38 protein-coding genes are annotated in these 24,942 nt (G+C 29.5%); 14 read left to right on the forward strand and 24 right to left on the reverse strand.

All coding sequences use genetic code 11. The annotated features are described in order from the left end of the window. Positions 1-73: 73 nt before the first annotated feature. The 9 genes from INR78_RS12185 to INR78_RS12225 all read left to right on the forward strand — a co-directional run bounded on the left by INR78_RS12185 (position 74) and on the right by INR78_RS12225 (position 4,831). Positions 74-439, forward strand: a complete 366-nt coding sequence (locus INR78_RS12185; RefSeq protein WP_223076728.1) for a hypothetical protein — start codon at positions 74-76, stop codon at positions 437-439. Between the two features lie 4 nt (positions 440-443). Further along, complete coding sequence (locus INR78_RS12190; RefSeq protein WP_223076729.1) at positions 444-875, forward strand: PepSY-like domain-containing protein; 432 nt, start codon at positions 444-446, stop codon at positions 873-875. A gap of 127 nt (positions 876-1,002) precedes the next feature. After that, positions 1,003-2,067, forward strand: a complete 1,065-nt coding sequence (locus INR78_RS12195) for an alkene reductase (protein WP_223076730.1) — start codon at positions 1,003-1,005, stop codon at positions 2,065-2,067. Positions 2,068-2,886: 819 nt separating this feature from the next. Further along, positions 2,887-3,099: a hypothetical protein gene (locus INR78_RS12200; protein ID WP_223076731.1), complete on the forward strand. Its 213-nt coding sequence runs from the start codon at positions 2,887-2,889 to the stop codon at positions 3,097-3,099. 13 nt (positions 3,100-3,112) lie between these two features. Next, on the forward strand, positions 3,113-3,319 hold the full coding sequence (locus tag INR78_RS12205; protein ID WP_223076732.1) for a hypothetical protein: 207 nt from the start codon (positions 3,113-3,115) through the stop codon (positions 3,317-3,319). Between the two features lie 19 nt (positions 3,320-3,338). Next, complete coding sequence (locus tag INR78_RS12210; protein ID WP_223076733.1) at positions 3,339-3,668, forward strand: hypothetical protein; 330 nt, start codon at positions 3,339-3,341, stop codon at positions 3,666-3,668. Between the two features lie 120 nt (positions 3,669-3,788). Continuing rightward, complete coding sequence (locus INR78_RS12215) at positions 3,789-4,046, forward strand: hypothetical protein (RefSeq protein ID WP_223076734.1); 258 nt, start codon at positions 3,789-3,791, stop codon at positions 4,044-4,046. A gap of 132 nt (positions 4,047-4,178) precedes the next feature. Continuing rightward, a complete protein-coding gene (locus INR78_RS12220; protein WP_223076735.1) occupies positions 4,179-4,421 on the forward strand; it encodes a hypothetical protein in 243 nt (80 codons plus the stop codon). Then, positions 4,421-4,831 carry a hypothetical protein gene (locus tag INR78_RS12225; protein WP_223076736.1) on the forward strand — a complete coding sequence of 137 codons (411 nt, stop codon included), beginning with the start codon at positions 4,421-4,423 and terminating at the stop codon, positions 4,829-4,831. The genes INR78_RS12220 and INR78_RS12225 overlap by 1 nt, the downstream gene beginning before the upstream one ends. Positions 4,832-4,996: 165 nt before the next feature. Here INR78_RS12225 and INR78_RS12230 read toward each other — a convergent pair whose 3' ends face one another. From INR78_RS12230 to INR78_RS12295, 15 genes are all read right to left on the reverse strand, one after another. Beyond that, complete coding sequence (locus INR78_RS12230; RefSeq protein ID WP_223076737.1) at positions 4,997-5,581, reverse strand: hypothetical protein; 585 nt, start codon at positions 5,579-5,581, stop codon at positions 4,997-4,999. Positions 5,582-5,613: 32 nt separating this feature from the next. Next, positions 5,614-6,033, reverse strand: a complete 420-nt coding sequence (locus INR78_RS12235; protein ID WP_223076738.1) for a hypothetical protein — start codon at positions 6,031-6,033, stop codon at positions 5,614-5,616. A 168-nt stretch (positions 6,034-6,201) separates the two neighbouring features. Continuing rightward, positions 6,202-6,840 carry a lysozyme gene (locus INR78_RS12240; protein WP_223076739.1) on the reverse strand — a complete coding sequence of 213 codons (639 nt, stop codon included), beginning with the start codon at positions 6,838-6,840 and terminating at the stop codon, positions 6,202-6,204. 138 nt (positions 6,841-6,978) lie between these two features. After that, the gene (locus INR78_RS12245) at positions 6,979-7,188 is read right to left on the reverse strand and encodes a hypothetical protein (protein ID WP_223076740.1); all 210 of its coding nucleotides are present in this window, start codon (positions 7,186-7,188) and stop codon (positions 6,979-6,981) included. Between the two features lie 15 nt (positions 7,189-7,203). Further along, complete coding sequence (locus tag INR78_RS12250; protein WP_223076741.1) at positions 7,204-7,653, reverse strand: hypothetical protein; 450 nt, start codon at positions 7,651-7,653, stop codon at positions 7,204-7,206. A 133-nt stretch (positions 7,654-7,786) separates the two neighbouring features. Further along, a complete protein-coding gene (locus tag INR78_RS12255; protein WP_223076742.1) occupies positions 7,787-8,059 on the reverse strand; it encodes a hypothetical protein in 273 nt (90 codons plus the stop codon). Between the two features lies 1 nt (position 8,060). Next, the gene (locus tag INR78_RS12260; RefSeq protein ID WP_223076743.1) at positions 8,061-8,273 is read right to left on the reverse strand and encodes a hypothetical protein; all 213 of its coding nucleotides are present in this window, start codon (positions 8,271-8,273) and stop codon (positions 8,061-8,063) included. 19 nt (positions 8,274-8,292) lie between these two features. Continuing rightward, positions 8,293-8,595: a hypothetical protein gene (locus tag INR78_RS12265; protein ID WP_223076744.1), complete on the reverse strand. Its 303-nt coding sequence runs from the start codon at positions 8,593-8,595 to the stop codon at positions 8,293-8,295. Between the two features lie 25 nt (positions 8,596-8,620). Beyond that, positions 8,621-9,472, reverse strand: coding sequence for a hypothetical protein (locus INR78_RS12270; protein WP_223076745.1), 852 nt, complete (start codon positions 9,470-9,472; stop codon positions 8,621-8,623). Between the two features lie 82 nt (positions 9,473-9,554). Further along, a complete protein-coding gene (locus INR78_RS12275; protein ID WP_223076746.1) occupies positions 9,555-10,463 on the reverse strand; it encodes a hypothetical protein in 909 nt (302 codons plus the stop codon). Positions 10,464-10,469: 6 nt separating this feature from the next. Continuing rightward, positions 10,470-10,598, reverse strand: coding sequence for a hypothetical protein (locus tag INR78_RS13665; protein WP_255593078.1), 129 nt, complete (start codon positions 10,596-10,598; stop codon positions 10,470-10,472). A 74-nt stretch (positions 10,599-10,672) separates the two neighbouring features. Further along, a complete protein-coding gene (locus tag INR78_RS12280) occupies positions 10,673-12,604 on the reverse strand; it encodes a phage/plasmid replication protein (RefSeq protein WP_223076747.1) in 1,932 nt (643 codons plus the stop codon). 191 nt (positions 12,605-12,795) lie between these two features. Continuing rightward, positions 12,796-13,332 (reverse strand): hypothetical protein, encoded by a 537-nt coding sequence (locus INR78_RS12285; protein ID WP_223076748.1) that lies wholly within the window; start codon positions 13,330-13,332, stop codon positions 12,796-12,798. A 769-nt stretch (positions 13,333-14,101) separates the two neighbouring features. Continuing rightward, positions 14,102-14,530, reverse strand: a complete 429-nt coding sequence (locus INR78_RS12290; RefSeq protein ID WP_027879004.1) for a peptidylprolyl isomerase — start codon at positions 14,528-14,530, stop codon at positions 14,102-14,104. 98 nt (positions 14,531-14,628) lie between these two features. After that, positions 14,629-15,489, reverse strand: coding sequence for a winged helix-turn-helix domain-containing protein (locus tag INR78_RS12295; RefSeq protein WP_223076749.1), 861 nt, complete (start codon positions 15,487-15,489; stop codon positions 14,629-14,631). Between the two features lie 144 nt (positions 15,490-15,633). Here INR78_RS12295 and INR78_RS12300 point away from each other — a divergent pair, with 144 nt between their 5' ends. Beyond that, positions 15,634-16,437 carry an energy transducer TonB gene (locus INR78_RS12300; protein ID WP_223076750.1) on the forward strand — a complete coding sequence of 268 codons (804 nt, stop codon included), beginning with the start codon at positions 15,634-15,636 and terminating at the stop codon, positions 16,435-16,437. Between the two features lie 163 nt (positions 16,438-16,600). Next, a complete protein-coding gene (locus tag INR78_RS12305; RefSeq protein WP_223076751.1) occupies positions 16,601-16,888 on the forward strand; it encodes a DUF3817 domain-containing protein in 288 nt (95 codons plus the stop codon). Positions 16,889-16,897: 9 nt separating this feature from the next. Here INR78_RS12305 and INR78_RS12310 read toward each other — a convergent pair whose 3' ends face one another. Then, entirely contained in the window at positions 16,898-17,287 is a 390-nt protein-coding gene (locus tag INR78_RS12310; protein WP_223076752.1) for an acyl-CoA thioesterase, read from the reverse strand. A 3-nt stretch (positions 17,288-17,290) separates the two neighbouring features. Beyond that, complete coding sequence (locus tag INR78_RS12315; RefSeq protein ID WP_223076753.1) at positions 17,291-18,178, reverse strand: DUF72 domain-containing protein; 888 nt, start codon at positions 18,176-18,178, stop codon at positions 17,291-17,293. Between the two features lie 119 nt (positions 18,179-18,297). Between INR78_RS12315 and INR78_RS12320 the strand changes: the two genes are divergently transcribed. Next, entirely contained in the window at positions 18,298-18,714 is a 417-nt protein-coding gene (locus tag INR78_RS12320; protein WP_027878996.1) for a hypothetical protein, read from the forward strand. A gap of 6 nt (positions 18,715-18,720) precedes the next feature. Here the strand turns inward: INR78_RS12320 and INR78_RS12325 are convergent, their stop codons facing one another. From INR78_RS12325 to INR78_RS12355, 7 genes are all read right to left on the reverse strand, one after another. Next, the gene (locus tag INR78_RS12325) at positions 18,721-19,401 is read right to left on the reverse strand and encodes a DUF2461 domain-containing protein (RefSeq protein WP_223076754.1); all 681 of its coding nucleotides are present in this window, start codon (positions 19,399-19,401) and stop codon (positions 18,721-18,723) included. A gap of 82 nt (positions 19,402-19,483) precedes the next feature. Further along, positions 19,484-19,639, reverse strand: a complete 156-nt coding sequence (locus INR78_RS12330) for a hypothetical protein (protein ID WP_169558268.1) — start codon at positions 19,637-19,639, stop codon at positions 19,484-19,486. A gap of 26 nt (positions 19,640-19,665) precedes the next feature. Beyond that, positions 19,666-19,905 carry a hypothetical protein gene (locus INR78_RS12335; protein WP_223076755.1) on the reverse strand — a complete coding sequence of 80 codons (240 nt, stop codon included), beginning with the start codon at positions 19,903-19,905 and terminating at the stop codon, positions 19,666-19,668. A gap of 95 nt (positions 19,906-20,000) precedes the next feature. Further along, a complete protein-coding gene (locus INR78_RS12340) occupies positions 20,001-20,159 on the reverse strand; it encodes a DUF1328 family protein (RefSeq protein WP_027878992.1) in 159 nt (52 codons plus the stop codon). Between the two features lie 48 nt (positions 20,160-20,207). Continuing rightward, entirely contained in the window at positions 20,208-21,110 is a 903-nt protein-coding gene (locus INR78_RS12345; RefSeq protein WP_223076756.1) for a mechanosensitive ion channel family protein, read from the reverse strand. A 46-nt stretch (positions 21,111-21,156) separates the two neighbouring features. Continuing rightward, positions 21,157-21,660, reverse strand: coding sequence for a Dps family protein (locus tag INR78_RS12350; RefSeq protein ID WP_027878990.1), 504 nt, complete (start codon positions 21,658-21,660; stop codon positions 21,157-21,159). Positions 21,661-21,820: 160 nt separating this feature from the next. After that, on the reverse strand, positions 21,821-22,600 hold the full coding sequence (locus INR78_RS12355; RefSeq protein ID WP_370632460.1) for a tRNA pseudouridine(38-40) synthase TruA: 780 nt from the start codon (positions 22,598-22,600) through the stop codon (positions 21,821-21,823). A gap of 89 nt (positions 22,601-22,689) precedes the next feature. On the opposite strand from INR78_RS12355, the gene INR78_RS12360 reads away from it, so the two are divergent. Both INR78_RS12360 and INR78_RS12365 read left to right on the forward strand, forming a co-directional pair. Beyond that, the gene (locus INR78_RS12360) at positions 22,690-23,127 is read left to right on the forward strand and encodes a hypothetical protein (protein ID WP_223076757.1); all 438 of its coding nucleotides are present in this window, start codon (positions 22,690-22,692) and stop codon (positions 23,125-23,127) included. A 92-nt stretch (positions 23,128-23,219) separates the two neighbouring features. Continuing rightward, positions 23,220-24,941: a sodium:solute symporter family protein gene (locus INR78_RS12365; RefSeq protein ID WP_223076758.1), complete on the forward strand. Its 1,722-nt coding sequence runs from the start codon at positions 23,220-23,222 to the stop codon at positions 24,939-24,941. Position 24,942: the final 1 nt, after the last annotated feature.

The raw sequence follows: 24,942 nt of genomic DNA on the forward strand, positions 1-24,942 counted from the left end.
TTAAAGTTTGCTTAAATGATTTGACAAAGCCTTTAAATCAAATTATATTATTGTAAACCAAAAAGTTACAATTATGAAAAAGATACTTACCATTTTAGCATTTTTAATTACCACATCAATTTTAGCTCAAGATACTTTCACTCAAAAACATTCTGAAAAATTAGATGAAAGAGCTACAGAAATTGCTAAAGCATACGACAAACAATTAGAAATGACCAATAAACAATTTATGCTGTTTGAAAAGAAAGTAGAGGAGTTTCTAATTACAAGAAATAAAATAGAAAATAACTTCACAGGAAAAACCAAATTAGCCAAATTATACAATATGCAGCGTGAAGAAACTGCAGAAATGGCAGATATTTTAACATCAATTCAATTAGATGTTTATAAGCAGATTAAAGAAAATATTCAGCCATTAGAAACCATTAATAAAAAATAAAATTATGAAATTACTTAAGACATCAAGTTTACTTTTACTAGTCATTTTATTTATAAGTTGTAATAACACAGTAAATGGACAAGTGCCTAAAACCGTAAAGACAGCTTTTAAAAATAAGTATCCAAGTGAAAAAAATCCGAATTGGGAAAAAGATTCACATGGAAATTTTGAAGCACATTTCAAAAAAGATGGAAAAAAATACCGCGCAGATTTTTCACCTAAAGGAAATTGGATTGAAACAGAATTAAGCATTAAAAAAGAAAATTTACCTAAAGCAATCAAACAAGTTATTAGCAGCAAGTTTAAAGATGAAGATATAACAGAAGTAGAATATGTACAAAGCGCTACAAAAGGCACTTTTTATGATGTAGAATTCAAGCAAAAAGGTAAAAATAAAGATGTAGAGTTTAGAGAAAATGGACAAATCATTAATTAATTTAATTGTCATTAAACTAATTTAAACACTCAAGCTTTCAATATACACATGTAATACACTTATAAAATTAAGTTAAATCACTTGGAAATATTTTCCATGGTATTTATTTTTAATAAAAATTTAAAACATGACTTTATATAACGATTACAATTTAAAAAACATAACGCTTAAAAATAGAATAGTTATGGCTCCGATGACGCGTTGCAGAGCAATAGATAATATTCCAAATGATTTAATGACAGAATATTACAGTCAAAGAGCAGGAGCAGGATTAATTATAAGTGAAGGAACTTCTCCTTCAGTTAACGGGCTTGGTTATGCGCGTATTCCTGGCGCTTTTAGTCCAGCACAAATTGAAGGCTGGAAACAAATAGCAAAAGGAGTACATAAAAATGATGGTAAAATTTTTGTACAACTTATGCATTGCGGAAGAATGGCTGTAGATGAAAATCTTCCTGATGGTGGAGAAGTTTTATCTGCAAGTGCAATAAAAGCTGATGGTGAAATGTATACCGATACAAAAGGGATGTTGCCACATACTACACCAAGAGCAATGACATTAAAAGATATAGAAAGCACCCAAAACGAATTTGTTAATAGCGCTAAAAAATTAATAGATGCAGGAATTGATGGTATCGAATTACACGCTGCAAATGGATATTTATTAGAGCAGTTTTTAAATCCAAAATCAAACGTTAGAGATGATAATTACGGTGGAAATTTTGAAAATAGAGCTCGTTTTGTGCTAGAAACTACACAAAAAGTTGTTGCTGCTATTGGTGGAGATAAAGTTGGAATTCGTGTTTCTCCTTATGGTGTAAATGGTGATGTACAACATGATTATGACGATTTAGTAGAACTATACAACTATTTAGCTTTAGAACTTAAAAAGCTTGGTATAGCATACATACACATTGCAGATCATACTGCTATGGGCGCACCAGAATTTAAATCAGATATTAAAGCAACCATTAAAGGAAGTTTTGAAGGTACTGTAATTTCTGGTGGTGGCGTTGCTAGTGAAGCAGATGCTCAAAAAGTTTTAGATGAAGGTATGGATTTAGTTTACGTTGGTAGACCATTTATATCTAATCCAGATTTAGTTGAAAGATTTAAAAATCATAAAGAATTACAAGACCCAAATCCTGATACGTTTTACACACCAGGAAAAGAAGGTTATACAGATTATTAAAAGTGAATCCCTGAGAATACTATTACTATTAATAGTTTTGATTAGTTAGTTTTAAAACGCTTAGAGCAATCTAGGCGTTTTTAAATTACTATAAATTGAAAATATAAAGCATAATCTTAAAACTTCTATTTTACATAATATAAATTATAGTACAAAAACTGTCTTTTTTCTTACAATTCTACACAATGATAAGACAAATTTTAAGAACAGCAAAAACAAGGTTAAAATGATAGCTATTTTAACACAATTTTAACAACTGTAAGAAACGTACTACGAAAACAAGGTTATTTAGGTGCAAATCAAGGATTTGCGACATTATTAGCAGTCCGAGAGTCGGACTATTACGGCGTGTAGTTACTGTCCCACGCCATAGGATTTTAACAGTTGAAGTTTTTAGTGATTTTAAACACTCTTAAAGGTCCAAATTAGAAATTAGGACTTTTAAGACAGTTTAAATTCAATTATAAGGTAAGCTTAGGATTTATTTTTAAACGCTTTTAGGCGATTTAAAAACAAACCCAAAGCTTGATTAAAGTATCTTTTTTCATTCGCCTAAATCCAGTTATAAAATTATGAGGTCAGCACAAGTAACTTTTGTGTTTTTTCCTGTTGTCAAAGCTTACTAAAAATCTCCAGTTGGTACAGCATAAACTGTTTAAACTAACTAATTCTAAGCAATTAGAAATTGCTTGAATTACTAAGTCTAAAAAGCTATATGTACCAAATGGAGATTTTAAGCTTTAAAAAGACAAAAGGAATAAAACTCAAAACTCACTTGCACCGATGAAATCAAATTTTTCTATAACTGAATTTAAACAAATGAAAAAAAATAAAAAAGGTCATACTAAAACTAATTACCCGATAAAATTTTTTAAAAATATCGTGGTAGAGTTTGAAGAGAGCCAAATACAAGGCTTTTCAAAAACTGTTAACGCACTTTGCGAAAATTTAAGCCTTGAGCATCAAGAAGCTTTATTAACGGTTAAACACAAGCTAAAAAAAGCTTTTTACGATAAAAATATTAATAACTAAAAAACAATAAAAAATGAAGTTTAGAATTGAAGCACCAAAAAAAATACACAGCAATTTTTTAACCGTGAATTTTTACAGAGGATTAAAAACAATAGTAGTAAATGAAACAAAATGTCATACTCAAGCCTTAGAAGATCCTTTTTGCATAGGCGGTTGGAAAATAAAACCTAAAAAAGGAGTTAAAGCAAATTTTTTATTTAACGATTTAAGAGAACTATAAACTATAAAAATTTAAGAAGATGAAAAAAAACGAAGTATTAAGAGAAACAGCAAACGAAGAATTAAACAAAAAAGTTATTAAACAAATGGGGATGCGTTTTTGGGAAATTATGGAAAATCTGGAATACTACAGAAACGCTGGAAACGGTGTAAGCGGTTTTATTTATTACGGAGAAACTGAAAAATTTTTTAAAAAAAACAGCATTTTAATTCTTGAAGCAGTTAGAAATTTTGAAGAGGATTGCGGAACGCTTGAAAAAACAGAACCATTAAGCAACTGGTATAGCTGGTTCGCTCTTGAAAATTGCATACAAGAGCTAATGGATGTTAAAGAAATGTATAACTTATAGATTGAGAAAAGGCTTAAAAGCCTTTTTTCAAATACCCACGAAGCCCACTCATTAAGATTAACCACCCTACTAATCAAACTTTTTAAAAAAGTTTAAACAAAATCTAATTACTAATACATTATGGAAAGAGCAATATGCGGAATTTGCGGAAAGAAGAGAAAAATAGAGTTTATGAAACCATCTCCAGTTGATAACGGTTATTACTGTTACAGAGAGGTTAAAAGAGAAAATGAAGATCTTAAACAAAGACAATGTATTGAAAGCCACATTGAATGGGAAAGAAGATTTTTAATAGAAAAAGCTGAAAAACTTGGTTTTAATAGCTTTGATTTAAGATTAGAAAAAAGAGCTTTAGAAAGAAAGGAAAAGCAGATCTAAAACGAATAAGAAAAAAAAGTCCGACCAGGCAGACTTTTTTTCTTTAACCCACCTACCCCACTCATTATGATTAACCACCCTACTAATCAAACTTTTTAAAAAGTTTAAACAAAACTTAATTACTGAAACATTATGAAAATTATAGTAGAAAATTCAATAAAAAATACAGAGAGTCTAAACTTATTAAATCTTGCAGTTTTAATAAAAAGTGTAGATAAAAATCAAAAAGTAACTTTTGATGAAGTAACAAACTTTTTAAATGAAAGTGAATATAGAAAGCAGACTAAAATTGCTTTTTATAGTGATCAAAATAATGAAATTATAACTTTTGTATGCTTAACTACTGGAGATGATCTATTTAAAATTGTATTGTAATGAATTTAGATAAGAAAATAAATAAATTGAAAAAAGAACTTAAAGATGTTACGGTATGTTATAACCCAAGCTTTGAGGAACTAAAAAACGTTTTTGGAGAGATAAAAGTTAATGTATCTGATATTACTATTAAAAGCACAAAACTTTTAGCTAAGCTAAATCTCTACAATGACATTAAGCTTTTTAAAAAGCTTAATGTTGAAGCTGAATATGTTGATATTGTAGCTTTAATGAGATTAAGGTTTACTAAAAACTATAACAAGATCGAGTATATAGAAAACTTTGTAAGCGATATTTATGCTGATAGTTATATGGAAGAGATCAATATTATTACAAATGATCTAAAGAAGAATATTAAGGAAGATCTTGTAGCTTCAGAAATAAAGTCTAAACAACTGACAATTTTATAAATGAAAATTATCTTAAGTAATAAAAATGAAAAAGACCGTAGAGAGATTGAAAAAATCAAATCTTACTACGGTCATAAAACAGAGTCAAAAGCGTTAAAGTCTTTAATCTATGACTTTGATAAATTAGAAGAAATTTTAAATGAAAATAAAAGACTCAAAATTAAATTATCTCTCATTTGTTGCAATAGTAGATAACAAAACAAAATTTTGTTGATCTGCTATATCCTTAAATTCTCCAAATGATATGTCTGTATTTTCAGCTTGAGCAAACTCTAACTGATCATTACTTTCTCCAGTTAGAAAAGCTTGTATTGGATTTGCTGGATTTATACCTAACTTATAAAAATTAGCTTCGCCATTTTTATCGGTACGTGATATATAATCTGATTGCGTTAAAACATCTTTAATTATAAAATCTTGGTACGGTAATAAAGATCCAGCAAATGATCTTAAAACTATTTTTATAGACTCTCTTTGCTGAACTCCTATAAGTTTTTGTATGTCTGAAACAATAATTTTGTAACCAATAAATTGGTAATCAAAATTTAGCGGTAAACATTCTGAAAATAATATAGGAGTCGAATCTAAATAATATCTAATATCCTTTTCTCCTAATTTAAGTTGCATCTCTTCATTAAAAGATCCATAAAAAACTACGTTTTTATCTGATCTATTAATCTGATCCATATCATTATAAATTACGTGCTGGATGTCTTTAACAAATGTTGATCCATAAACATTTGTTAGCATCCTTTTTATGTCGCAAATACTTGTAAACATATTTATTTATTGTTTTGAGTTAATTGTGTTTTTGATCCAAAGAAAAAAGCGATAATTCTGGCACCGCTGACCATATAGAAAAAATTTTGACCTTGTTTAATCATATCTAAATTTGCTTGAGGAAATTCAAACAAATAAGGAATGATAGCTAAACAAGATGTTACAAAAAGTAAGAACGCTGTTAAATAATAAACAAATCGTTTCGAGAAACGATCTTCTTGTTTTAAAGCTTCAATTTGCATCTCTCTTGCATTTTGTAAGTCTTTAATTTCGATCTCTACGGACTCTTTTAAACGTTCAGCAAGTAATATTTCAAACTCTCTTCGCTTTGCATCCTTACCTTTGAATACATCTTGTAAGATGTCTGCAACATCTTTTATGCCATTACCTCCAGTAATGATTTTAAGTATTTTTTCAAACATCTTTTTTATCTTTTTTTAAGTGTAAAATCTTGTAGATAATATAAATAAACGTTGCTATACCTATTAAAACTTGCATTATATCATTTGCTAAAGCAAGTGAAAAAGGCGTGAAATATTCAGAAGTTAAGAGTCCGAAAACTGAAATCTCAAACGTTTTTATAATATCTTTCATCGTGTTATAAAAAATAAAGCAAGTAGTATTAAAATGATTATTGCAACGTTACTTTTTTTTTTATTAGACAAGTAAACATTATCTAAATTGATACCGTCAGTCATAGATCCAAATGTTGGTAATTGATAATTTAAGACTGACATATCTTTTAAGAAAAGATCCTTTTCTTCGTTTCTACGAGTAACTAAACCTTGTAGAACTTGACCACCAGCTTTTACAAAGTCTGGAAATCTATTTGAAGCACCTAAATAATCTGATTGATTTAATTTGTGTAGAAGTGTTGATCCTACAAAATTATTATTAGGATATTGCTTTGTAGCTATATTATGGATGCCAACATTGAAAAACAATGAAACTAAAGCATCGTACATATTTTGGGTAATCTCAACTTGGACATAATCTTTTACAGCAGACTCCGCAAAAAATAGATCTTCTTTTAAAAGTTGTTCAGCTTCATCTTCTGTTACATAATCTCCAACTTTTACGTTATGCGTATGACCATATCCAATGGTTAAAACACCTTGTATTATTGAGTCATTGTTTAATGTTGCATTAGGATTTAAGTCATCGTATGCAACAGCTCTAAAGCCTTCGTGAGATTTTATAAAATCTATACCGTTTTGAGATATTTTCATTGATCTAATTAGTTTTAAAAAAAAGTCCAACCAGGCAGACTTTTTATTTATGATATTGAGATCCAGCTTTAATACTACTTAAATTTTCATCTAAGTAGTAGTTAAAACCAGTAATTATATTGTAAGTAAAAATTAACATTATTGTTTTTTTGCGAAATCCATAGCAAAGTTTATTAAACTTGGTAACGGATTTTTATCTTCTTTTTTGCCATATCCATTTTTACGCTCTACAAATGTATATCTACGATCTACAATTTTGTATGTAAAATAAATAGGAGATACTATAACACCAGCAACAATGATTAATGGAGATAGTATAAGTAAAATAAGTGTTAAGAGATATTTCATTTTTGACTTGTTTTTTTAAGCTAAGTTTATGCCTACTTTTTTAAACATAACCTTAAATTTTTGGTAAACTTCGTGATCTTCATCGATCTCTAATTCAATCCACTTTTTTAGATCGTAAGGAACACCGCCCAACCACTCGGGATGCGATCCTAAATATAAATAAGGTTTTAAACCAAATTTATCATAGATCAATTTTAGATCGTATTCGTTAATTTGATTTAAAATTGAATTAAGAGAGTCCGTATTTGTACCAGCATCCAAAATACTTGTATGATCAAAAGCATCTAAAAAATTATCTGCATAATCTTCGGCTTGATCTTCACTTATTGTAAATAAGTTTGGATCAATGTCTGAAACTGGAAGAGGATCATCTGGTTTAGGTTTGTCTTTAGACAACCACTTTGTAACAAAAATTAGTATAATTGTTATTATAGCTATATTTGTTGTATTAATCTTTTTAAACATAAATTATGGAAATTAACAACGTTGAATTATTACAAGAGTTAGTTAGAAATTTACAACAGTTTTTTTGGATAACTTGGTTGATATTAGTAATAGGCTTCGCCATTACTTATAACCAAATAAAAAAAAACAAAGACTAACAGCTTGTAAAATCGCCTTTTGGTTTAGGATCTGATAACAAAGGATCTGACATATCAAATCTTGGTTGAGAGTTTATCTCATTATAATCTTGATTTAAAACATCTTCTGTTATCGGATCTTTAGTTTCAGTTTCTACGGAATCTACTAAAGTAGATTTTTGCTGATCATTAGTTTCAGATCCTTTTTGATCTGAACTCTTCTTTTTTCTTAAAAGAAAAAATAATATGATAGCAATGTACATCCAGTTTTTCATTAAAAATCTTTTCATCCTACCAACCTTTTGCCATTTTAATACCAGCCTTTTTACCTTTTCGGTAACCTACTTTAGATCCAGCCTTTTTGCCTGATCTATAACCAGCTTTTCGACCAGCTTTGTATGATGCTGATTTTTTTGAAACTGTTTTTTTTCTACGTCTTTTACGTGGTTTTTTTACAAGTCCTAAAGCTTGTAAACCTGTGTCTTTTTTTAAAATATCTAACATAATTTTAATTTATTAGGAGTTAATATTCATCTTCTGGCTGACCGCTTGTAGCTTTGCGAACTTGATCGCTTAACCAGTCTTGATCTGAAAATTGTGCCGCTTTAAAGCTTAAAAAGATGAAGATTAAAGGCAACATTAATGGAAACCACGGATTGGCGTGTAATTTCGCATATAATTTAGCAAGTCCATTTTCAGAGTCAGTAGTGGCATTTTGCCCCCAAACCTCTAAACGATGAAAAGCCTTTTGTATATCATCTTGATTTTCTGAAATCCAGTAAAATCGATTTATATAAACTCTTTTTATAACTGTGATTAAATTCATTTTTTTGACTTGTTTTTGAATTAATTTATAACTGTCTTAATAATAAGAAAGCACTTAATAATGTTAATAATGATTTAGAAGAACTTTTGTCTTGACTTGAGCCATTTTCAGAAGAACTATTTTGATCATTATTCGTTGTACTTTGATTTGTTGTATTTACAGTTTGACCATTTTGAACACCCTTAACTAAAGCGTTTATTTTTTGAAGATCAAAAGTGTAAACTCGCGTTTGAATTGCTGGATCGTTTGGATTTACTGGCTGACCTAAGTGTAAATAGTTATTCAACTTTTTAGGAACGGTTTTACCAGTGGCTAAACCTTTGTCTAAAAAAGGCTTTACAAAAGGTACAAAGACCTTTTCAAATTGCTTTTTGAAAAAATCGATTGCCATATCGTAAGCTTGTTTAGTTGAATTTGCCTTTGCGTGATCTCTTCGCATACGTTGGTAAAATTGTAAACCCCAGTGTAAAAAATCTGATAATTCATTAACTGAATTTTCAAGATCATTTTCAAAGTTTTGAACTAAAGGTTTTATAATTTCAGCTTCGTATTGTTGCAAATATTGACCTATATTTTCTGGAGATGTTGTAGCACCCCAACTATTTAAGCCGTATGATGTTACATTTGATAGGTTTTGACCTATGTTAATGTCCATAACTCCTAAAAGAGTTGAAAGACCGGGAACAGCACCAGTTAAAGCAGAAACGCCAACATTTGCTAATGATCCTACGGGATCATCGAATGAAAGACCACCACCAGTTAAGCCACCAACTAAGCCACCAAAGTTAAAACCACTTGAAGTGGTTGAACTCAAATTATCGAAATTGATGTCTGATAATTGAGATGAAATATTTTGAGCAGTTGTAATACCTAACATAATTTGTTTTTTTTAAAAAGGCTGATTAAGATTAACCAGCCTTTTAGATAGCTAAAAATCTAAGAAGAAAAGAAGTAAATTTTTATGATAAAGCTTTTACTCTTTGGTTTCTACGTGCAATCGTTTGCACTTTATTTGCGTTATTCACTAAAGTCATAACACGGTTATAAGTAACCAACAACTCCATTGGAGAGTCCGCTTGGTTTCTACGCTCTAAGTCGATTTGAGCATTGTTTAAAGGGATCTGACTTGCATTGACAAGCACTAAATAAGATTTAGTTGGATTGTCAGAATAATTGCTTTGAGTGTTAGTAATAGCATTTGCTAAACTTACATCTTCGTTAAAAACGTCAGACTCAACTCTACCCTCTACAAAATCAAAAGGCTGATCTCCAGCTTGAGTAAGAGCGATCTTACTTGCAGACTGTAAGAAGTTGTAAGTTTTTTTACGATCATCTTGAACTTGAATTTTATCAATGATCTCAACTTCGTGCTGAACAGCTAATGTATGACTTGGAGTAACCTCGATAAATGACTTATCTAAGTCCATATTATCGTTCGCATCTCTCTCTTCAAATCCAAAACCATTGAATTTGATCTCAACTTTAAGTAAGTGGTTACCACTTAAATTTAATGTTGATATTGGCAAACGAACTGGAACATCTACAAATGACTTTTCATTTGTGATCATAAGTTTATGACCTACAATAGCAGTTTTGTAGTCCTTTGCTGAATTTGTTTTTTGATCGATAATTTGAGCAAGTGTAAGATCGTTGTAGATCTTAATTTGCTTTGTAGTTTGTCCGATCAATGTTGCTGTTACTGAAATTTTTGATAAAGCATCTTCGCTTAAAGCCAAAAATTGTGGTAAAGCATCCATTTCAGCAGTTGTACGATTTAACTTTATTTTAAAGTTAAGATCAAGACCATTAAATGATCCATTTTTTAACTCTACTGTTTTATACGCTGAAAAATTAATTGTTTCTCTCATAATCTATTAACCTTTGTTAGAGTTTAAAAAATCGCCTATAACTGGAATGTCTTTTAACATATCCTTGATTTGATCTGCATATTTTGCCCCTACAACAGCGCAAATAATAGCGGTAACGAACGGAAATCCTTTCATAATTGTAATTTTATTAATATTGTTGACTGTAAATTTAAGATCGATTTAAAGTGTTTTTTTAAAACGATATAATTTTATTTTGATAATCTATAAATGAATGTATCTGATTTGAGCATTAATTTAGGATCTGAAAAAAAAGAATGACCATAATTTTTATCAATACTAAAGTTTTGATAATACTTATGAAAATTGGTTTTAATATGACTAAAATCAAATTTACTTTTGATCATTTTCTCATTAAGATTAAATTTTTTCAAAATTGTTTTTAATTCATAAAATGTAGATCTTGATATTTTAAACTTTTCTTTTATTGTATCCATACTTTCGCCTTTGTCTATCTCTTTTAAATAGATCTCTAATCGAGATCGATTAAATACAATAAGATCCATTTTGATTTTTTTTGATCTTGTAAGATTTTTTAATTCAAGCTTTGTAAATTGTTTTTGTCGCTCTATTACGTTTTTATTATACTTATCAAGCTTATCTAAAACACTCATAGGATTTTCAATTCGCTTGATCTGAAATTGATCAATTTCAGCAAAAAAAAGATCAATCATTTTTTCGAGTAATTTATCGGATAATAAAGCTTCTTTAAAACTATTGATCCTTAGTCTACCTTTTACTTTAAATAGTCTATTGACTTTATTAAAAGCTTTTTCGCTTTTTAATACATCTTCTGGAACTCTTAAATAGAAATTATTTTTAGACTCAATATGAGATTTAAAAGCGTCATATTCTGATATACATTGATTGGTAATATTATATCTTCTTTTTATCTGATTTGATTTAGAAATATTGCCTTTGTTTAAGTGATTGTAGTATTGTTGAACTCTCTTGTAATTAACTTTCAATTTTTTATAGTCTATAGAGTCTTTGCAATAGATCTCTTTTTTATAAATGGTTGAAATATAAGTTGTAGTAAAATTCATCTCATATCTTAAAATCTTGTTAGCTTCATCCAGCAGAAAGAAACATTTGTAAGGCATAAAGGACTCAAAAGCTTTACAAAACTTAACGTTAATACCTTTGTGAACTGAAACTTTGTAAATGTTAAAATAACTCTCAATAGATCTATGTTCATAATCTGATGAAAGTAGATCTTTTAACGATCCTATCTCTTCAAACAATTTGTCATAATTGCGGACAAAATAATCTTCGTTTAATTTTAGCAATCTTTTAAGATCGGAGTCACCTTGTTTTGAAAATTCTGATCCTTTGTGATAAATTTTAAAAAGGTACGTTCGCTTTGAATTTCGATAATAAAGTGACGTATCTTCTGATTTTGAAAAAGCTGATTTACGTTTGTTTTTTGAAATAATCTTTTTTTGTGCTGATAAAAACTCTAAAGCTTCATTTTTAGATCTAAAAAATTGATTATAACAAAAATCTAATCTCCTAATCTCAATATCTTGAGGATCGCCTTGATATGGTATTGAAAATAAATATGAAAGATCTTTTAAAAAACCCATAATAAAGCTGGTAATTCTGTGCTGGATAATTGTAGCTTGAAAAAAAGGACTGGTTAAACGATCCGCAGATTGATAAAACTTAGGAGAGTTAATATTCGGAACAAATTGCGCTATTGAATGACCATATAAATATTTAGGTATTGATAATGAAAATTTAATTTTATCTTGACTTGATAACATATCAAAAACAACGTTATAATTACTACTATCAAGTGTAACCTTACCACGTGTATTTTTGGTATATAGTAATTCAGAGTCTTTGTCTACCAATAATATTTTTGGCGAAAAAACGTGATAAGCCTTAAATTGCTTTTTTTCTAAAGCATTTTTAGGATTTTCATCGGCAGTTAAATAATCTGAATGTAATTCGATCCTACGCTCTACAAACTGGTTTTTATACTCTTTTAAAGCCATAAAAAGATCGTGGTTAGACTTGTTTAACCACGGATTTTGTTGATGTTGCTCTTCGGTTTCTAAAGGATCTCTTTTACGGTATGTATTGCAGTTATGTAGAATAAAGTCTATTGTATCTACCATATTACAACTCTAACAATTCTAAATTTTCAATATAAATATCGATAGCTATTTGAATTTGCTTTGAATAATCTGAATAGGATTTTTTATGATCCGCAATATCTTTACAGATTTTAGGTAATAGAGTTTGTAATTGTTTTTTTGGAAGAAGAGTAACAGTCATTAAGTTTGACCAAATAACTGATTGTAAATTTTTAATTAACATTAGCTTTTAATTTAATTAGAGGTTTAAGGGAATTTAATTTGCTAACATTTTGTGGATTGTATCGATTATCATCGTAATCGGATCTAACTATCTCCAGCAGGTTTATAAGTGATTTTGTCTGATTTTTTAAAGCTACTTCTTTGTGTGTAAAAGCAAATGATTTAAGAAGATCAAGAGGCGTATTAGTATAGATAAACAATAGATCTATATTTTGAAATACAAAAGCTGAATTGCCTTTTGAAAACTCCTTAAAAACATACCTAAAACGATCATTAAAATCACTTAGATTTTCATCTATTACGTGTATAGTAGAAATAGGTAACTGAAAATAGTATTGGCGATACAACGTGTAAACGTTAGCGTTTAATTGAGATATTGATTGTAAGGTAAGATCAATTAATTGCGAAAACTTAATCACAAACTTTTCAGCCTTTTTTTTATTCTTAAAGCTTAAAGTCAATGAGTTACCAATAGGTATCTCATATCCTTTGGGAGTCTTAATAATTTCAGCTTTAATTTTTTTCATTTTCGATATTAAATGAAAAAAAAGGCAGTTTTAGGGATTTTTTGCCAAAAAGTTATTACAATACTGGCTTACAGTATGTTAGAAGTGGCATAATATAAATTATAGAACAATTATAATAATTAGCGTAATAGCAAGAAGTGCTATTTTACATAGTCATCGATATAATTTTAGACTTATATCGTAAATGATTATGTAGAGCTAAATTTTATCAATCCATAATAAATATAATTGTCATTCCGCACTTGATGCGGAATCTATATCTTAAAATATAATAAATTAACTAATCAGTGAAACTGACATAAAATTTGATTTCAAAATAATGTGATTTCTCACGCTGTTCGAAATGACTTTAAAAACCATAAAAATGGTCATATTTCATAATTCTCATAATTTTAATATTCTGTACAAGTGACTGTGAATTTTCAAATACGCGATTCTCAGCGATTAGAAAATTAATAGTAAATTAAAAGATATAATTATAAAAATCATTTTACATTAATTCTATTTTACATAATAAAATATTATTCAGGATTAGATACAGAATTTAATTTTTATCATAAAAAAACGCTTTAGAATTTTCTAAAGCGTTTTTGATTATAAATCTAATTTTTGATAGATTCTTTTATTCTGTGATTTCTCACTGTGCTCGAAACAAATTCAGCATGACGTTAATATTTTGATGTCATTCCGAATGAGGAACGAAGAGGAATTTCATCGCTTTTACTCTATAATTATGTGATATTAAGATTCCTGCTTTCGCAGGAATATATTAGTTTATTCCAACTACTTCTAAATCAAAGATTAAATCTTGACCAGCTAACGGATGATTAGCATCTATAACAATATGATCTTCATTAACTTCTGCTACACGTAATTGTTGTTGAGATCCATCTGGTGCAGATGCAACTAAGCCCATTCCAACTTCTGGAGTAATTTCTTTTGGTAATTCTTCTTTTGCAACTTTTTGAAACAATTCTGTACGCACATCTCCGTAAGCATCTGCTTTGGCTATTGTTACAGTTTTCTTTTCGTTAACTGCCATATCAATTAAAGCGTTTTCAAAACCAGGTATTAATTGTCCTTGTCCTAATTGTGCTTGTAACGGCTCTCTTTCTGCAGATGTATCAAACACTTGTCCATTAGTTAATTTACCTGTGTAATGTACTTTTACAGTATCGTTTGCTTTTACTTTACTCATAATTTTTGTTTATAATTTGTAAATAGTTACAAATGTATGGCTCTTATATTGGTTTGACGAATAATTAAGAAATAGTTTAGAAAGTAAATATGTAACCACTACTCCACTTCCAACTTATAACCAACACCATGTACGTTGGTTAGTTTAATACTTTGGTCTTCTTGTAGTTTTTTACGCAGTTTAGAAATGTAAGTATCCAAACTTCTACCAACTACAACTCCATGGTCTTCCCAAACGCGTTTAGATAAAGTTTCGCGTTTAATAATTTGGTTTGGCTGTGCTATAAAAATGCTAAGTAGCTCGCATTCTTTTTTGGATAAGGTAATTTCTTTAGCCTGTTTAATTAGCTTGTTTTGTTCTGGATAAAAGGTAAAACTACCAATAGTTTTAGTATTTGTACTAATGGGTTGTACTGTGGCTTTGGGTTTAGGTTTCAGTTTTAAATACAACAATAGTCCTATAATTAATAAGACTAATGGTATAGCATAATAAGCAAAAGGCGTTGTGGTTTTTAAGGTATAAAATGCTACGGTTATAGTATAACAATCTTGTTTTAAAGTTCTACCACCACAAGGCACAATACCTTGTTCTATATCTTGTTTTATTTGGTAGCTATACGCTACTTGGTTATCGTCACAACGCTGTACTTCGGTTATATAATTATTAGGCAAATTAGCTTTTTCAAAACTAGTTTTTACTTGCTGTACTAAACTATCAGGATGTATACTTAACCGTGTATTAAATTGTAATTGGTAACGGTTATCGCCCAAATCTTGTATTGGCGGTACTACCGTTGTACTGTCTTGATTACTTAATAATAGTTGGTGACCAACATCTCTTAAAGCTATTTTTACTACTTGGTTAGCTGCTGGTTCTTGTATTTTTGTGCAAGATTGTAATACCATACTAACCATAATTAGTACGATTACAGGTTTAAAAAATGGACGTATTAACTTCATAATTACTGTAAATAACATATATTTTTATGAGATTTTACAACTGTTGACACTTCTTTTACACTTTTTTGACACTTTTAACGGCTTATCGCTATAGTTTTATAATATCAAATTTTTTAAATCTCATTAATCATTAAATTTTAAGTTATGAAAAAACAAGTTTTAATCCTTGGTATAGTAATTATTGCATTTGCATTAACAGCGTTTTCCGTTTTTAAAAAAGATAGTAAAGACGTTGCACCAACGCAAATAACCACTACTGAAACTGAAGACGTAATTTATGGACCTATGGAACACCATCCAATTATTAAAAATGAAGTCTTTGAAGATTTTATCTATGAAATTGGCACTCGTTTTATGCCTATTAAAAAATCGGTAGTGATTAATGCAAAAAAACTAAAAGATGTTTACGACTTAGAAACACTTAACAGCATGAAAAGCTTACAAGCTGTACGATTACTAAAAGTGGTTAACGATAGACAACAAGATTTAAATTTAGCAGGAACAACTACAACTTTTACTAAAGATCAACTTAATTACTTACAAACGCTAGATTACGGCGATAATATAATTTTTAGAACAGAATTTATAGATAAATATTCTGGCGGTTATAACTATTCTACACCACATCATACCATTGTACCAGACGTACAGGCGCAATATTCTAAAGGTTTTAAAGCATTAAAAACCTATTTTAAAAACCAAACCGAAACAGTTAGACAAAATGTTGATCCTAAACAACTAAAAGCTGGTAAACTGTACTTTACTGTAACCAAAACAGGAGATATTGAAAACATACATTTGGACCATAGCTCTAACTATCCAAAAGTTGATAAACAACTTATTAAATTATTGCAAGATTTACCTGGTACTTGGACACCAGCAAAAGATGAAAACGGTAACACTGTTGAACAAGAGTTAGTTATTTCTTTTGGTTTGATGGGTTGTTAAGACTGTCATTCCGTAGTGTCCCACTGAGCGTAGTCGAAGTGTGATACGGAATCTTTTTTTAGATATTAGTAAAACAAAAAAGACATCAAAATCAACATGATGTCTTTCTTTTTTTATTGGTTTTACTAAGTATAACCCGTAATTTTACAAAAAAATTTTTTGAATGAGTTTACTTAGTATTTTCAGAATTGTCGCCTTATTAGAAGGTGTATCTTATATATTATTACTTTTTATTGCAACACCTATTAAGTATTTTGCAAACGACCCTACATATGTTAAGCTTTTAGGTATGCCACATGGGTTATTATTTGTGGCTTACATAGCTTTGGCTGTGTTATTAAAACCAGAACAAAAATGGAATAACCGTACGTTTTTAGTAGTACTTGTTGCTTCTTTAATTCCTTTCGGGACTTTTTACGTAGACAAAAAGTTTTTAGCTAAAAAAAAGTAGGCTTATCTCCTACTTTTTTAATCGGTCTTTAACGTATTCTACTTGTGTTTTTCCGTGTGGTTTAGGTTTTCCATCTTCACCTAAATTTACCATTATAATATCTTCTACAGTGATAATAGTTTCGCGTGTACGCATATTACGCACTTCACATTTAAGGGTTAACGATGTGCCACCAAACTTTTTAACATCAATACCAATCTCTACAATATCACCTTCGGTTGCTTTACTCATAAAGTTAATTTCACTCATGTATTTAGTAACCACTTTATTGTTTTCTAATTGTACTATACTGTAAAGTGCAGCTTCTTCATCAATCCAAGCTAGTAATTTACCACCAAACAAAGTACCGTTTGGATTTAAGTCTTCTGGTTTTACCCATTTTCTTGTATGAAATCTCATAGGCTAAAATAAATTTTGTTGTTGAACTTCGTTAGGGACTTTTAATTGAGCGCCTAATTCTGCATTTAATTGTTTTATAAAATATGCTGAAAGTAAAGGTGATTCTTTTTCTATGTTTTGATGTATAAAAAAGTCTATCTCTTTAATTCCTTGTGTTTTCCAAGTTTTTAATCTTTTTATCCAATCATCAAGTCGTGTATAATCTGTAGGATGATTAGCACCAACATAACGCACAAAAGCAGTTGGATTGGTTAATCGCATATGCATTAAATCACGTCTTCCTGCTGTATCTACAATAACATTTGATATGTTATTGCTTTCTAAAAGTTGAAATAACTCTTCTGAAACTGTTGGATCGTTATACCAATCGGTATGTCTAAACTCTACTGCTAATGGAATTTCTTTTGGCCAATCTTCAATAAAACTAACCACACGATTAAAGTCTTTTGGCGCAAAATTATTATGCATTTGCAAAAAGATAGTTCCTAATTTTTCTTGTAAATTAACTGCAGAATATAAGTAATTATCTACAACTTCTTTAACTTTGTTAAGACGTTTCCAGTGACTAATTTCTTGATTTAGCTTAGGAAAAAACTTAAAATTTGATGGTGTTTTTTCTCTCCATTTTTCAAATTGTTCTGGCGGGAAAATACGGTAAAATGTAGCGTTAAGTTCTATACTATTAAATTGTGAAGAATAATACTCCAATTCGTCTTTTGTACCTCTTGGATAGAAGCCTTTTAGGTCTGCTCTATTCCATTTTGCGCAACCAACATAAATTTCTGGTTCATTATCATCTTTTACCAAATTAAGCACACGTTTTGTGTCTTTATGGTCTTTTGGTAAAGTAAAATCTATATCTTCTGGGTTAGTAACGCTTCCAAATTTCATTTAATACATATTTACTTCAAAATTACAATTTATAGATTGTTAATAAGACCGTTAAAAACAATTTTTTACTATGTCTGTATTGCTATTATTTATCGATAATTTTAGTAAAAATTACTATCATGACTACGCGAGATCAACAACTGTTAGCTGCAAGACCAATTATTGAAAGTATTATTATTAATGAAACAATGAGTAGTGAAGAACGCTTTCAAAATGAAACGTTAAGACCAGTAATTAAATTGCAAAATGATTTATTTATTGAGGTTTTTAGAAACTACATTGCAAAACATAAAAATGTATTTTACCAATTGACATTAGAAAAGCGTTTAAATTATATTGAAAATGCTATACATAAAGATATTAAGTTTAGAAACAGCCTTAAAGGTATGGTGATTGGTCAATTTACAGTAGATGAATATTTGACGTATATAAAAAACTCGTCTTCGCTAAATAAACGTATGATGAATATTGTAAAACAACGTTTACAAAGCAATATTCAATTATTTGAAAAGCCTAAATATTTATCTGCGGTTTAATTGAGGTTAATCAATTATTGATATTCCATTTAAATCTGTAGTTAAGACATCGCTCATATAATCAAAAAATGGACGAATGGCTTTAAATGCTGTATCTACTTCATTTATAAAGTTATCTGATAAAACTTGATTGTCTGTAAACTGTTTAGTAAAAATATACTGTTTACGACGAATTAAGTCTATTGCTGGATGTTCTTTATCAAATCCTTTTGGTGCTGTTTTAAGGCTGTCTCCTTTAAAATCTCCCCAAATATTAGAAAAGTTTTTATCGTTTAATATATCGCGCATTTCTTGATCGTCTATTTCAAACTCTTTTCTAATGCGTAGTAAATCTTCTTTATTTGGATCCCAAAACCCTGTAGCAATAAAACTTTCGTTATTTGGTTGAATATGTATGTAATATCCACCTCTAAGTTTAGGTTTCACACGATTAAAGGAACACCCAAAATGGGTTTTATAAGGTTGTTTGTTTTTAGAAAACCTTACGTCTCTATATATTCTAAACTGCTTTAACTTATCTACTTGGTCATGTTTATTAATTAGAGTAAATAATTCCTCATTAAACGCTTTTACTTCCTTTTCTATAGTTTTAAATTCTGGTTTTCTTTCATTAAACCAATCTCTATTATTATTTTTTTCTAGTTGTTTTAAAAATGTGAATACGTGTTTAGATATAGTCGATTTCATTAAGATTTAATTTTTATTAAAATTACAAAAAAACCTCAGTTTAAACTGAGGTTTTTTTGTTTCATAGCAATTTATGTAGTTATTAATCTACTGCATCTTCTACATCATCTGCAACATCTTCTACAGTATCTTCTACTTTTTCTCCTGTAGATTTTTCTTCTCTACAAGATGTAAATGCTGCTGCTAATGAGAACATTAAAATAAATGCATAAATAGATTTTTTTAAAGTAAATTTCATAATATTTGGTTTTTAGTGGTTAATATTTATTGTTCATCAGTCATTTCTTCGACTTCTGCTTTGCTTTCTTCTTTAACTTCTTCAATTTCATCTTCTACGTCTTCCATTGCATCTTTAACATCGTCTGAAGCTTCATCAATGTCGTCTTGCATTTCATCCATAGTTTCTTCAATTTTTTCTTCTGGTGTTTTCTTTTCTTCTCTACAACTTGTAAATACTGTGGTTAGTGAGAACAAGATTAAGAAGGTGTATATTAATTTTTTCATCGTTTTTTGGTTTTTATTGGTTAATAAATAGAACTAATCAGCTAGCTTATTTTTGCTTCTAGATTATTTTAAGTAACTGATTAGTTGACTAGTATTTATCTAGTTGCTCCTCTTAATAGTGATACTACAAATAACACTAAAAAAACAAAGAATAAGATTTTAGCAATTCCTGCAGCTGCTCCTGCAACGCCTCCAAATCCTAAGATTCCGGCTATAATTGCGATAATGATAAATGTGATTGTCCAACGTAACATAATTTTTTGGTTTTAAATGGTTAATATTAAACTAACAGCACTTTGCTTTTAGTTGTTAGAGAATTGTTTCTCTAAATTTTGTGATTCAAATGATAATTTATTATCAAATTGAAGTGTTCTGATAGGGAACGGAATGTTAATGTCCGCTTTATCGTATGCTTTTTTAATTTCTATAATTGCTGTACTTTTTGCTCTTAATTTTTCTAGAGCATTTTCGGCATCAATCCAGAATCTGCATAAATAGTTGATTGAACTTGACCCGTATTCTGTAAAATAAAACTCTACATCTTCTGGTTTTTCTATCTGATCAAAAGTATTACAGATTGTTTCTTTAGTTAATTGCTCTACTTGTTCTAAATCCGACTCATATCCAACACCGCATTCTAAAAACACTCTCATTTTTGTAGTTAGTGTGTAGTTTTTTAGTGGGTTTTCTAAAATCTTCTTATTTGGAATAACTACAATGTTATTATCTGCTTCTTTTAAGGTGAAATCTTTAAGGTTAATATCCATAACTTCTCCAGAAAATCCATTGGTCTCTACCCAATGCCCTATTTGTATTTTCTTTCTAAAAGACAATACAATACCTGCAAAGGTGTTAGATAATGTACCTTGTAAAGCTAATCCAATTGCTAATCCAGCAACACCAGCACCAGCCAATAATGAGGTTAATGTTTTACTAAGATTTAATATACCTAAGGCTAAAAATAATCCAGCTAATACTACAACTACTGCAGAAATGCGTCCTACCATATTAGTTATAGAGTTTTGTTCTACTTTTTTAGCCATTAGCTTGCTTACATATTTGTTTACATATTTTGAAACAAAATATGCGGCAAATAGTACTAAGATTGCTAAAATTAAGTTTGGTATATTGGTTACTATTATATTAAACCAGCCTTCTAATTTATCTATCAATAAATTATATGCTTCAGATAATTGATCTTTCATAATGTTAAATTTTTAAGGTTAGTACTGTATCTAAATTGCTAAAATATTAGCTAGCTACTGCTTCTTCCTTCAATTGCTCTGTAGACTTTTTTGTCCAAGCATTTAACATCCAGCTAGTTTTTTCTAATTCTCTTATATAAGCACCAACTAAATCAATTGTACCTTCATCTCCTGCATTTTCAGCAGAATCTATAACACTAGACATTTGCGCTAAGATAATTTTGTGGTCGTTTAAAAGAGTTTCTATCATTTTTTGGTCAGAAATCATAGCGCTTTCCTCCTGTACAGTAGCTATTTTAATGTAATCACTAAATTTACTAACAGGATGATGTCTAAGTGTTAAAATTCGCTCAGCTATTTCATCAATTTTAATTTGTGCATCATTGTACATGTCTTCAAACTGTTCATGTAGGTCAAAAAAGTTTTTTCCTAATATATTCCAGTGAAAACTTCTTAGTTTTTGGTAGTACATATGATAGTCAGATAATAATGTATTTAAATCCATTACTACTGGTAATAATTTTTCATCTTGCATATTCAAATAACTCATAATCAATATTATATTTTGGGTTGTTTATTTTGTTTAATAGTTCTAAATTACAATTAAACAATATTGATTACTAGCCATTTAACTAGCTTTAACTAATAGCTTAGCCTTTTAACATAAAATTGTGTTAAGAAAATAATGAGGTGTTAAAACGATTAACAGTTTAATCAAATTCTAACTTATGAAGAATAAGTCCAGATGCAGGAGCCACATAATCTATAGCAACAGTGTTTTCGGGTGTTAAGCTAGCTTTAATGTCGTTTAAAGTAAGTTCTCCTTTACCTAAATTGATTAATGCACCCATCATTAATCGTATTTGATTACGCATAAAACCTTTACCTCTAACACGAAGCATGTATGTTTTTTCTGGAAAGAAATTTGCAGTGTAAAGTGTGTTTTCTACGATTTCGCAAGAATCAATTTCTCTGTCGTAAACTCCGTTATTGGTAGGTCTAAAACAGTAATTTTTTAAATAATGTCTACCTTCAAAAAGTTTTGCACCTTCTTGCATGACTTCAATATTTAGAGGATCTAAAATAGTAGTCATTATTGGAGCACAAAACGGATGAAACTTACCACCAAATGCAAATATGTATATGTATTCTTTTGTTTTTGAAGATTGAATAATATTAAATTTACTATCTACTTCTCTGATGGATTTAGCACGAATGTCTTGAGGTAAATTGTAATTAAACAACTCTAAAAACGCTTCAAAATCTTCAATAGGTTCTTCTAAAAACAACTCAAAAGCAGCGTTTTCTGCACTAACCATAGCATCAGTACGACCAGAAACTAAGGTTTTAAATGGTTTTTTATTTAAAATGAAATTTAAAGTACGATCTACCATTAAATGTAACGTCTTTACATTGGGTTGTTTTTGCCAACCGTGAAAACGATAGCCTAAATATTGAATGGTGATAACGTAAAAAAATTTCTTTTTCATAATTATTGCCGAAAATAAGTTATTACATTTCAATTGACAAAAATTTTATAAATTGTATATTATTAAAAACTAACTAAATTTTAAAATTTATGACAACAACCACACAAAAACCTCCAATTTGGTTCTGGATAATAAGCATTATTGCTTTAATATGGAATGCTATGGGCGTAATGGCTTACTTAGGACAAGCATTTTTAACCGAAGAAGCTATCGCAGCAATGCCACCAGAACAACAAGAAATTTATAGTATAGATTTTCCTGCTTGGTATACTGCTGCATTTGCAATTGCTGTTTTTGCTGGATTTGGAGCATGCATCCTATTATTATTGAGAAAAAAACTAGCTAACATCTTTTTTATAGTTTCTTTTATTGCTGTAATCGTTCAATCTATTTACACGTTTTTTATGTCACCAATCTCAGATAAAATGTCTGGATTTGACACAAGTATGTCAATTTCAATACCTATAATAGCTATTTTATTAATAGTATTTTCAAACAAAGGTATTGCAAAAGGCTGGCTTAAATAATAAACTACAACTCAAGTAAAAAAGCATTAGAAATTTCTAATGCTTTTTTATTTATTAATAAATCTTAGATTTGTTTATCAACATTTATAATTATGGTTTTATCTACTTTAGACTGGGTAATAATTGCTTTTTTCTTAATCTTGTTTGCAGGAATAGGAATTTTTGTTTCTAAACAAGCTGGTAAAGACACAAAATCGTTTTTCTTATCAAGCCGAAACATGCCTTGGTGGTTACTTGGTGTAAGTATGGTTGCTACAACTTTTGCTGCAGATACACCTGGATTAGTAACCGAATTGGTTAGGACCAACGGTGTTTCTGGAAACTGGGTTTGGTGGGCAATGCTACTAACCGGTATGTTAACCGTATTTTTTTACGCTAGATTATGGCGCAAAAGCGGAATAACAACAGATCTAGAGTTTTACGAATTACGTTATAGCGGAAAAACTGCTAGTTTTTTACGTGGATTTAGAGCTATTTATCTTGGTGTTATTTTTAATATTATTACTATGGCTGGCGTATGTTTGGCTGGTGCGAAAATTGCAAATATTTTATTAGGAATTTCTCAAGAAGAAATGTTGCTTTATGCCTCTATTATTGTAGTTGTTTACTCAACATTAGGAGGATTAAAAGGTGTTTTGATTACCGATTTTATTCAGTTTATCATTGCAATGGTTGGAAGTATTTGGGCTACAATATACATAGTTAACATCCCTGAAATTGGTGGAATAGATAACCTTTTAATAAATGAAAATGTAGTAGATAAATTAGCATTTTTTCCTGATTTTAGTAACACAGAAGCACTAATAACTTTGCTAATTATTCCGTTAGCAGTACAATGGTGGAGCACGTGGTATCCTGGTGCAGAACCTGGTGGCGGCGGATATATTGCGCAACGTATGCTAGCCGCTAAAAACGAAAAACACGCGACTTGGGCAACTCTATTTTTTAATGTAGCACATTATGCAATTCGTCCTTGGCCTTGGGTTGTGGTTGGTTTGGCATCAATTGTTGTTTTCCCTAATCTAGATGCCATCTCAGAAACCTTTCCTAACCTTACAAAGCAAATGCAAGGTCACGATGTAGCTTACGCAGCAATGATGACGTATTTACCTGCAGGTTTAATTGGTATTGTTTTAACATCACTTATTGCAGCGTTTATGAGTACTATTTCTACTCAATTAAATTGGGGAAGCTCATATATTGTTAACGATTTTTATAAACGCTTTATTAAACCAGATGCTACCGAAAAACAACAAGTATTAGTTGGACGTATCTCTACAGTATTATTAATGTTATGCGCTGCCTTATTTTCATTTTATTTACAATCGGCAGCAGATGTATTTAATTTATTACTTCAAATTGGAGCTGGAACTGGATTACTATTTATTTTACGTTGGTTTTGGAGCAGAATTAATCCCTATAGCGAAATTGCAGCTATGATCATTTCGTTTTTAATTGCTGTATTCTTCTTTATAAACGGAAAATTAGATAATCCATTGGTTACTATTGCTGGACATTGGCAATTAGTTTTGGGTGTAGTAATTACAACTTTAGGTTGGATTATCGTGACTTTACTAACGCAACCTACAGATGCAAAAACTTTAGCTACTTTTAATGCTTTAATTTTTGGTGACGAATCAAAATTTAAAGGGTTTGGCAACAAAACAATTAGTTTTTTCTGTGGTGTTTTTGGTGTTTACGCATTATTGTTTTCAATTGGAAGTTTTATTTATAGTGATATTTTAAAAGGATTTATATTGCTAATCGTAACAACTGTTTTAGGGATTATTATTTATAAATTGAATAAAAATTAAA

This window comes from Mesoflavibacter sp. SCSIO 43206 (assembly GCF_019904215.1).
Lineage (GTDB): Bacteria > Bacteroidota > Bacteroidia > Flavobacteriales > Flavobacteriaceae > Mesoflavibacter > Mesoflavibacter zeaxanthinifaciens.

Excerpts from the sequence above, each read along its gene's own strand:
- INR78_RS12270 (WP_223076745.1), bottom strand. The coding sequence starts at position 9,472 with ATGTTAGGTATTACAACTGCTCAAAATATTTCATCTCAATTATCAGAC.
- INR78_RS12205 (WP_223076732.1), top strand. The coding sequence starts at position 3,113 with ATGAAGTTTAGAATTGAAGCACCAAAAAAAATACACAGCAATTTTTTA.
- INR78_RS12305 (WP_223076751.1), top strand. The coding sequence starts at position 16,601 with ATGAGTTTACTTAGTATTTTCAGAATTGTCGCCTTATTAGAAGGTGTA.
- INR78_RS12220 (WP_223076735.1), top strand. The coding sequence starts at position 4,179 with ATGAAAATTATAGTAGAAAATTCAATAAAAAATACAGAGAGTCTAAAC.
- INR78_RS12360 (WP_223076757.1), top strand. The coding sequence starts at position 22,690 with ATGACAACAACCACACAAAAACCTCCAATTTGGTTCTGGATAATAAGC.
- INR78_RS12215 (WP_223076734.1), top strand. The coding sequence starts at position 3,789 with ATGGAAAGAGCAATATGCGGAATTTGCGGAAAGAAGAGAAAAATAGAG.
- INR78_RS12225 (WP_223076736.1), top strand. The coding sequence starts at position 4,421 with ATGAATTTAGATAAGAAAATAAATAAATTGAAAAAAGAACTTAAAGAT.
- INR78_RS12315 (WP_223076753.1), bottom strand. The coding sequence starts at position 18,178 with ATGAAATTTGGAAGCGTTACTAACCCAGAAGATATAGATTTTACTTTA.
- INR78_RS12310 (WP_223076752.1), bottom strand. The coding sequence starts at position 17,287 with ATGAGATTTCATACAAGAAAATGGGTAAAACCAGAAGACTTAAATCCA.
- INR78_RS12325 (WP_223076754.1), bottom strand. The coding sequence starts at position 19,401 with ATGAAATCGACTATATCTAAACACGTATTCACATTTTTAAAACAACTA.
- INR78_RS12185 (WP_223076728.1), top strand. The coding sequence starts at position 74 with ATGAAAAAGATACTTACCATTTTAGCATTTTTAATTACCACATCAATT.
- INR78_RS12350 (WP_027878990.1), bottom strand. The coding sequence starts at position 21,660 with ATGAGTTATTTGAATATGCAAGATGAAAAATTATTACCAGTAGTAATG.
- INR78_RS12330 (WP_169558268.1), bottom strand. The coding sequence starts at position 19,639 with ATGAAATTTACTTTAAAAAAATCTATTTATGCATTTATTTTAATGTTC.
- INR78_RS12255 (WP_223076742.1), bottom strand. The coding sequence starts at position 8,059 with ATGAAAAGATTTTTAATGAAAAACTGGATGTACATTGCTATCATATTA.
- INR78_RS12190 (WP_223076729.1), top strand. The coding sequence starts at position 444 with ATGAAATTACTTAAGACATCAAGTTTACTTTTACTAGTCATTTTATTT.
- INR78_RS12240 (WP_223076739.1), bottom strand. The coding sequence starts at position 6,840 with ATGAAAATATCTCAAAACGGTATAGATTTTATAAAATCTCACGAAGGC.
- INR78_RS12230 (WP_223076737.1), bottom strand. The coding sequence starts at position 5,581 with ATGCTAACAAATGTTTATGGATCAACATTTGTTAAAGACATCCAGCAC.
- INR78_RS12365 (WP_223076758.1), top strand. The coding sequence starts at position 23,220 with ATGGTTTTATCTACTTTAGACTGGGTAATAATTGCTTTTTTCTTAATC.
- INR78_RS12200 (WP_223076731.1), top strand. The coding sequence starts at position 2,887 with ATGAAAAAAAATAAAAAAGGTCATACTAAAACTAATTACCCGATAAAA.
- INR78_RS12265 (WP_223076744.1), bottom strand. The coding sequence starts at position 8,595 with ATGAATTTAATCACAGTTATAAAAAGAGTTTATATAAATCGATTTTAC.
- INR78_RS12300 (WP_223076750.1), top strand. The coding sequence starts at position 15,634 with ATGAAAAAACAAGTTTTAATCCTTGGTATAGTAATTATTGCATTTGCA.
- INR78_RS12345 (WP_223076756.1), bottom strand. The coding sequence starts at position 21,110 with ATGAAAGATCAATTATCTGAAGCATATAATTTATTGATAGATAAATTA.
- INR78_RS13665 (WP_255593078.1), bottom strand. The coding sequence starts at position 10,598 with ATGAAAGGATTTCCGTTCGTTACCGCTATTATTTGCGCTGTTGTAGGG.
- INR78_RS12285 (WP_223076748.1), bottom strand. The coding sequence starts at position 13,332 with ATGAAAAAAATTAAAGCTGAAATTATTAAGACTCCCAAAGGATATGAG.
- INR78_RS12260 (WP_223076743.1), bottom strand. The coding sequence starts at position 8,273 with ATGTTAGATATTTTAAAAAAAGACACAGGTTTACAAGCTTTAGGACTT.
- INR78_RS12340 (WP_027878992.1), bottom strand. The coding sequence starts at position 20,159 with ATGTTACGTTGGACAATCACATTTATCATTATCGCAATTATAGCCGGA.
- INR78_RS12320 (WP_027878996.1), top strand. The coding sequence starts at position 18,298 with ATGACTACGCGAGATCAACAACTGTTAGCTGCAAGACCAATTATTGAA.
- INR78_RS12275 (WP_223076746.1), bottom strand. The coding sequence starts at position 10,463 with ATGAGAGAAACAATTAATTTTTCAGCGTATAAAACAGTAGAGTTAAAA.
- INR78_RS12355 (WP_370632460.1), bottom strand. The coding sequence starts at position 22,600 with ATGAAAAAGAAATTTTTTTACGTTATCACCATTCAATATTTAGGCTAT.
- INR78_RS12250 (WP_223076741.1), bottom strand. The coding sequence starts at position 7,653 with ATGTTTAAAAAGATTAATACAACAAATATAGCTATAATAACAATTATA.
- INR78_RS12335 (WP_223076755.1), bottom strand. The coding sequence starts at position 19,905 with ATGAAAAAATTAATATACACCTTCTTAATCTTGTTCTCACTAACCACA.
- INR78_RS12245 (WP_223076740.1), bottom strand. The coding sequence starts at position 7,188 with ATGAAATATCTCTTAACACTTATTTTACTTATACTATCTCCATTAATC.
- INR78_RS12235 (WP_223076738.1), bottom strand. The coding sequence starts at position 6,033 with ATGTTTGAAAAAATACTTAAAATCATTACTGGAGGTAATGGCATAAAA.
- INR78_RS12210 (WP_223076733.1), top strand. The coding sequence starts at position 3,339 with ATGAAAAAAAACGAAGTATTAAGAGAAACAGCAAACGAAGAATTAAAC.
- INR78_RS12280 (WP_223076747.1), bottom strand. The coding sequence starts at position 12,604 with ATGGTAGATACAATAGACTTTATTCTACATAACTGCAATACATACCGT.
- INR78_RS12290 (WP_027879004.1), bottom strand. The coding sequence starts at position 14,530 with ATGAGTAAAGTAAAAGCAAACGATACTGTAAAAGTACATTACACAGGT.
- INR78_RS12195 (WP_223076730.1), top strand. The coding sequence starts at position 1,003 with ATGACTTTATATAACGATTACAATTTAAAAAACATAACGCTTAAAAAT.
- INR78_RS12295 (WP_223076749.1), bottom strand. The coding sequence starts at position 15,489 with ATGAAGTTAATACGTCCATTTTTTAAACCTGTAATCGTACTAATTATG.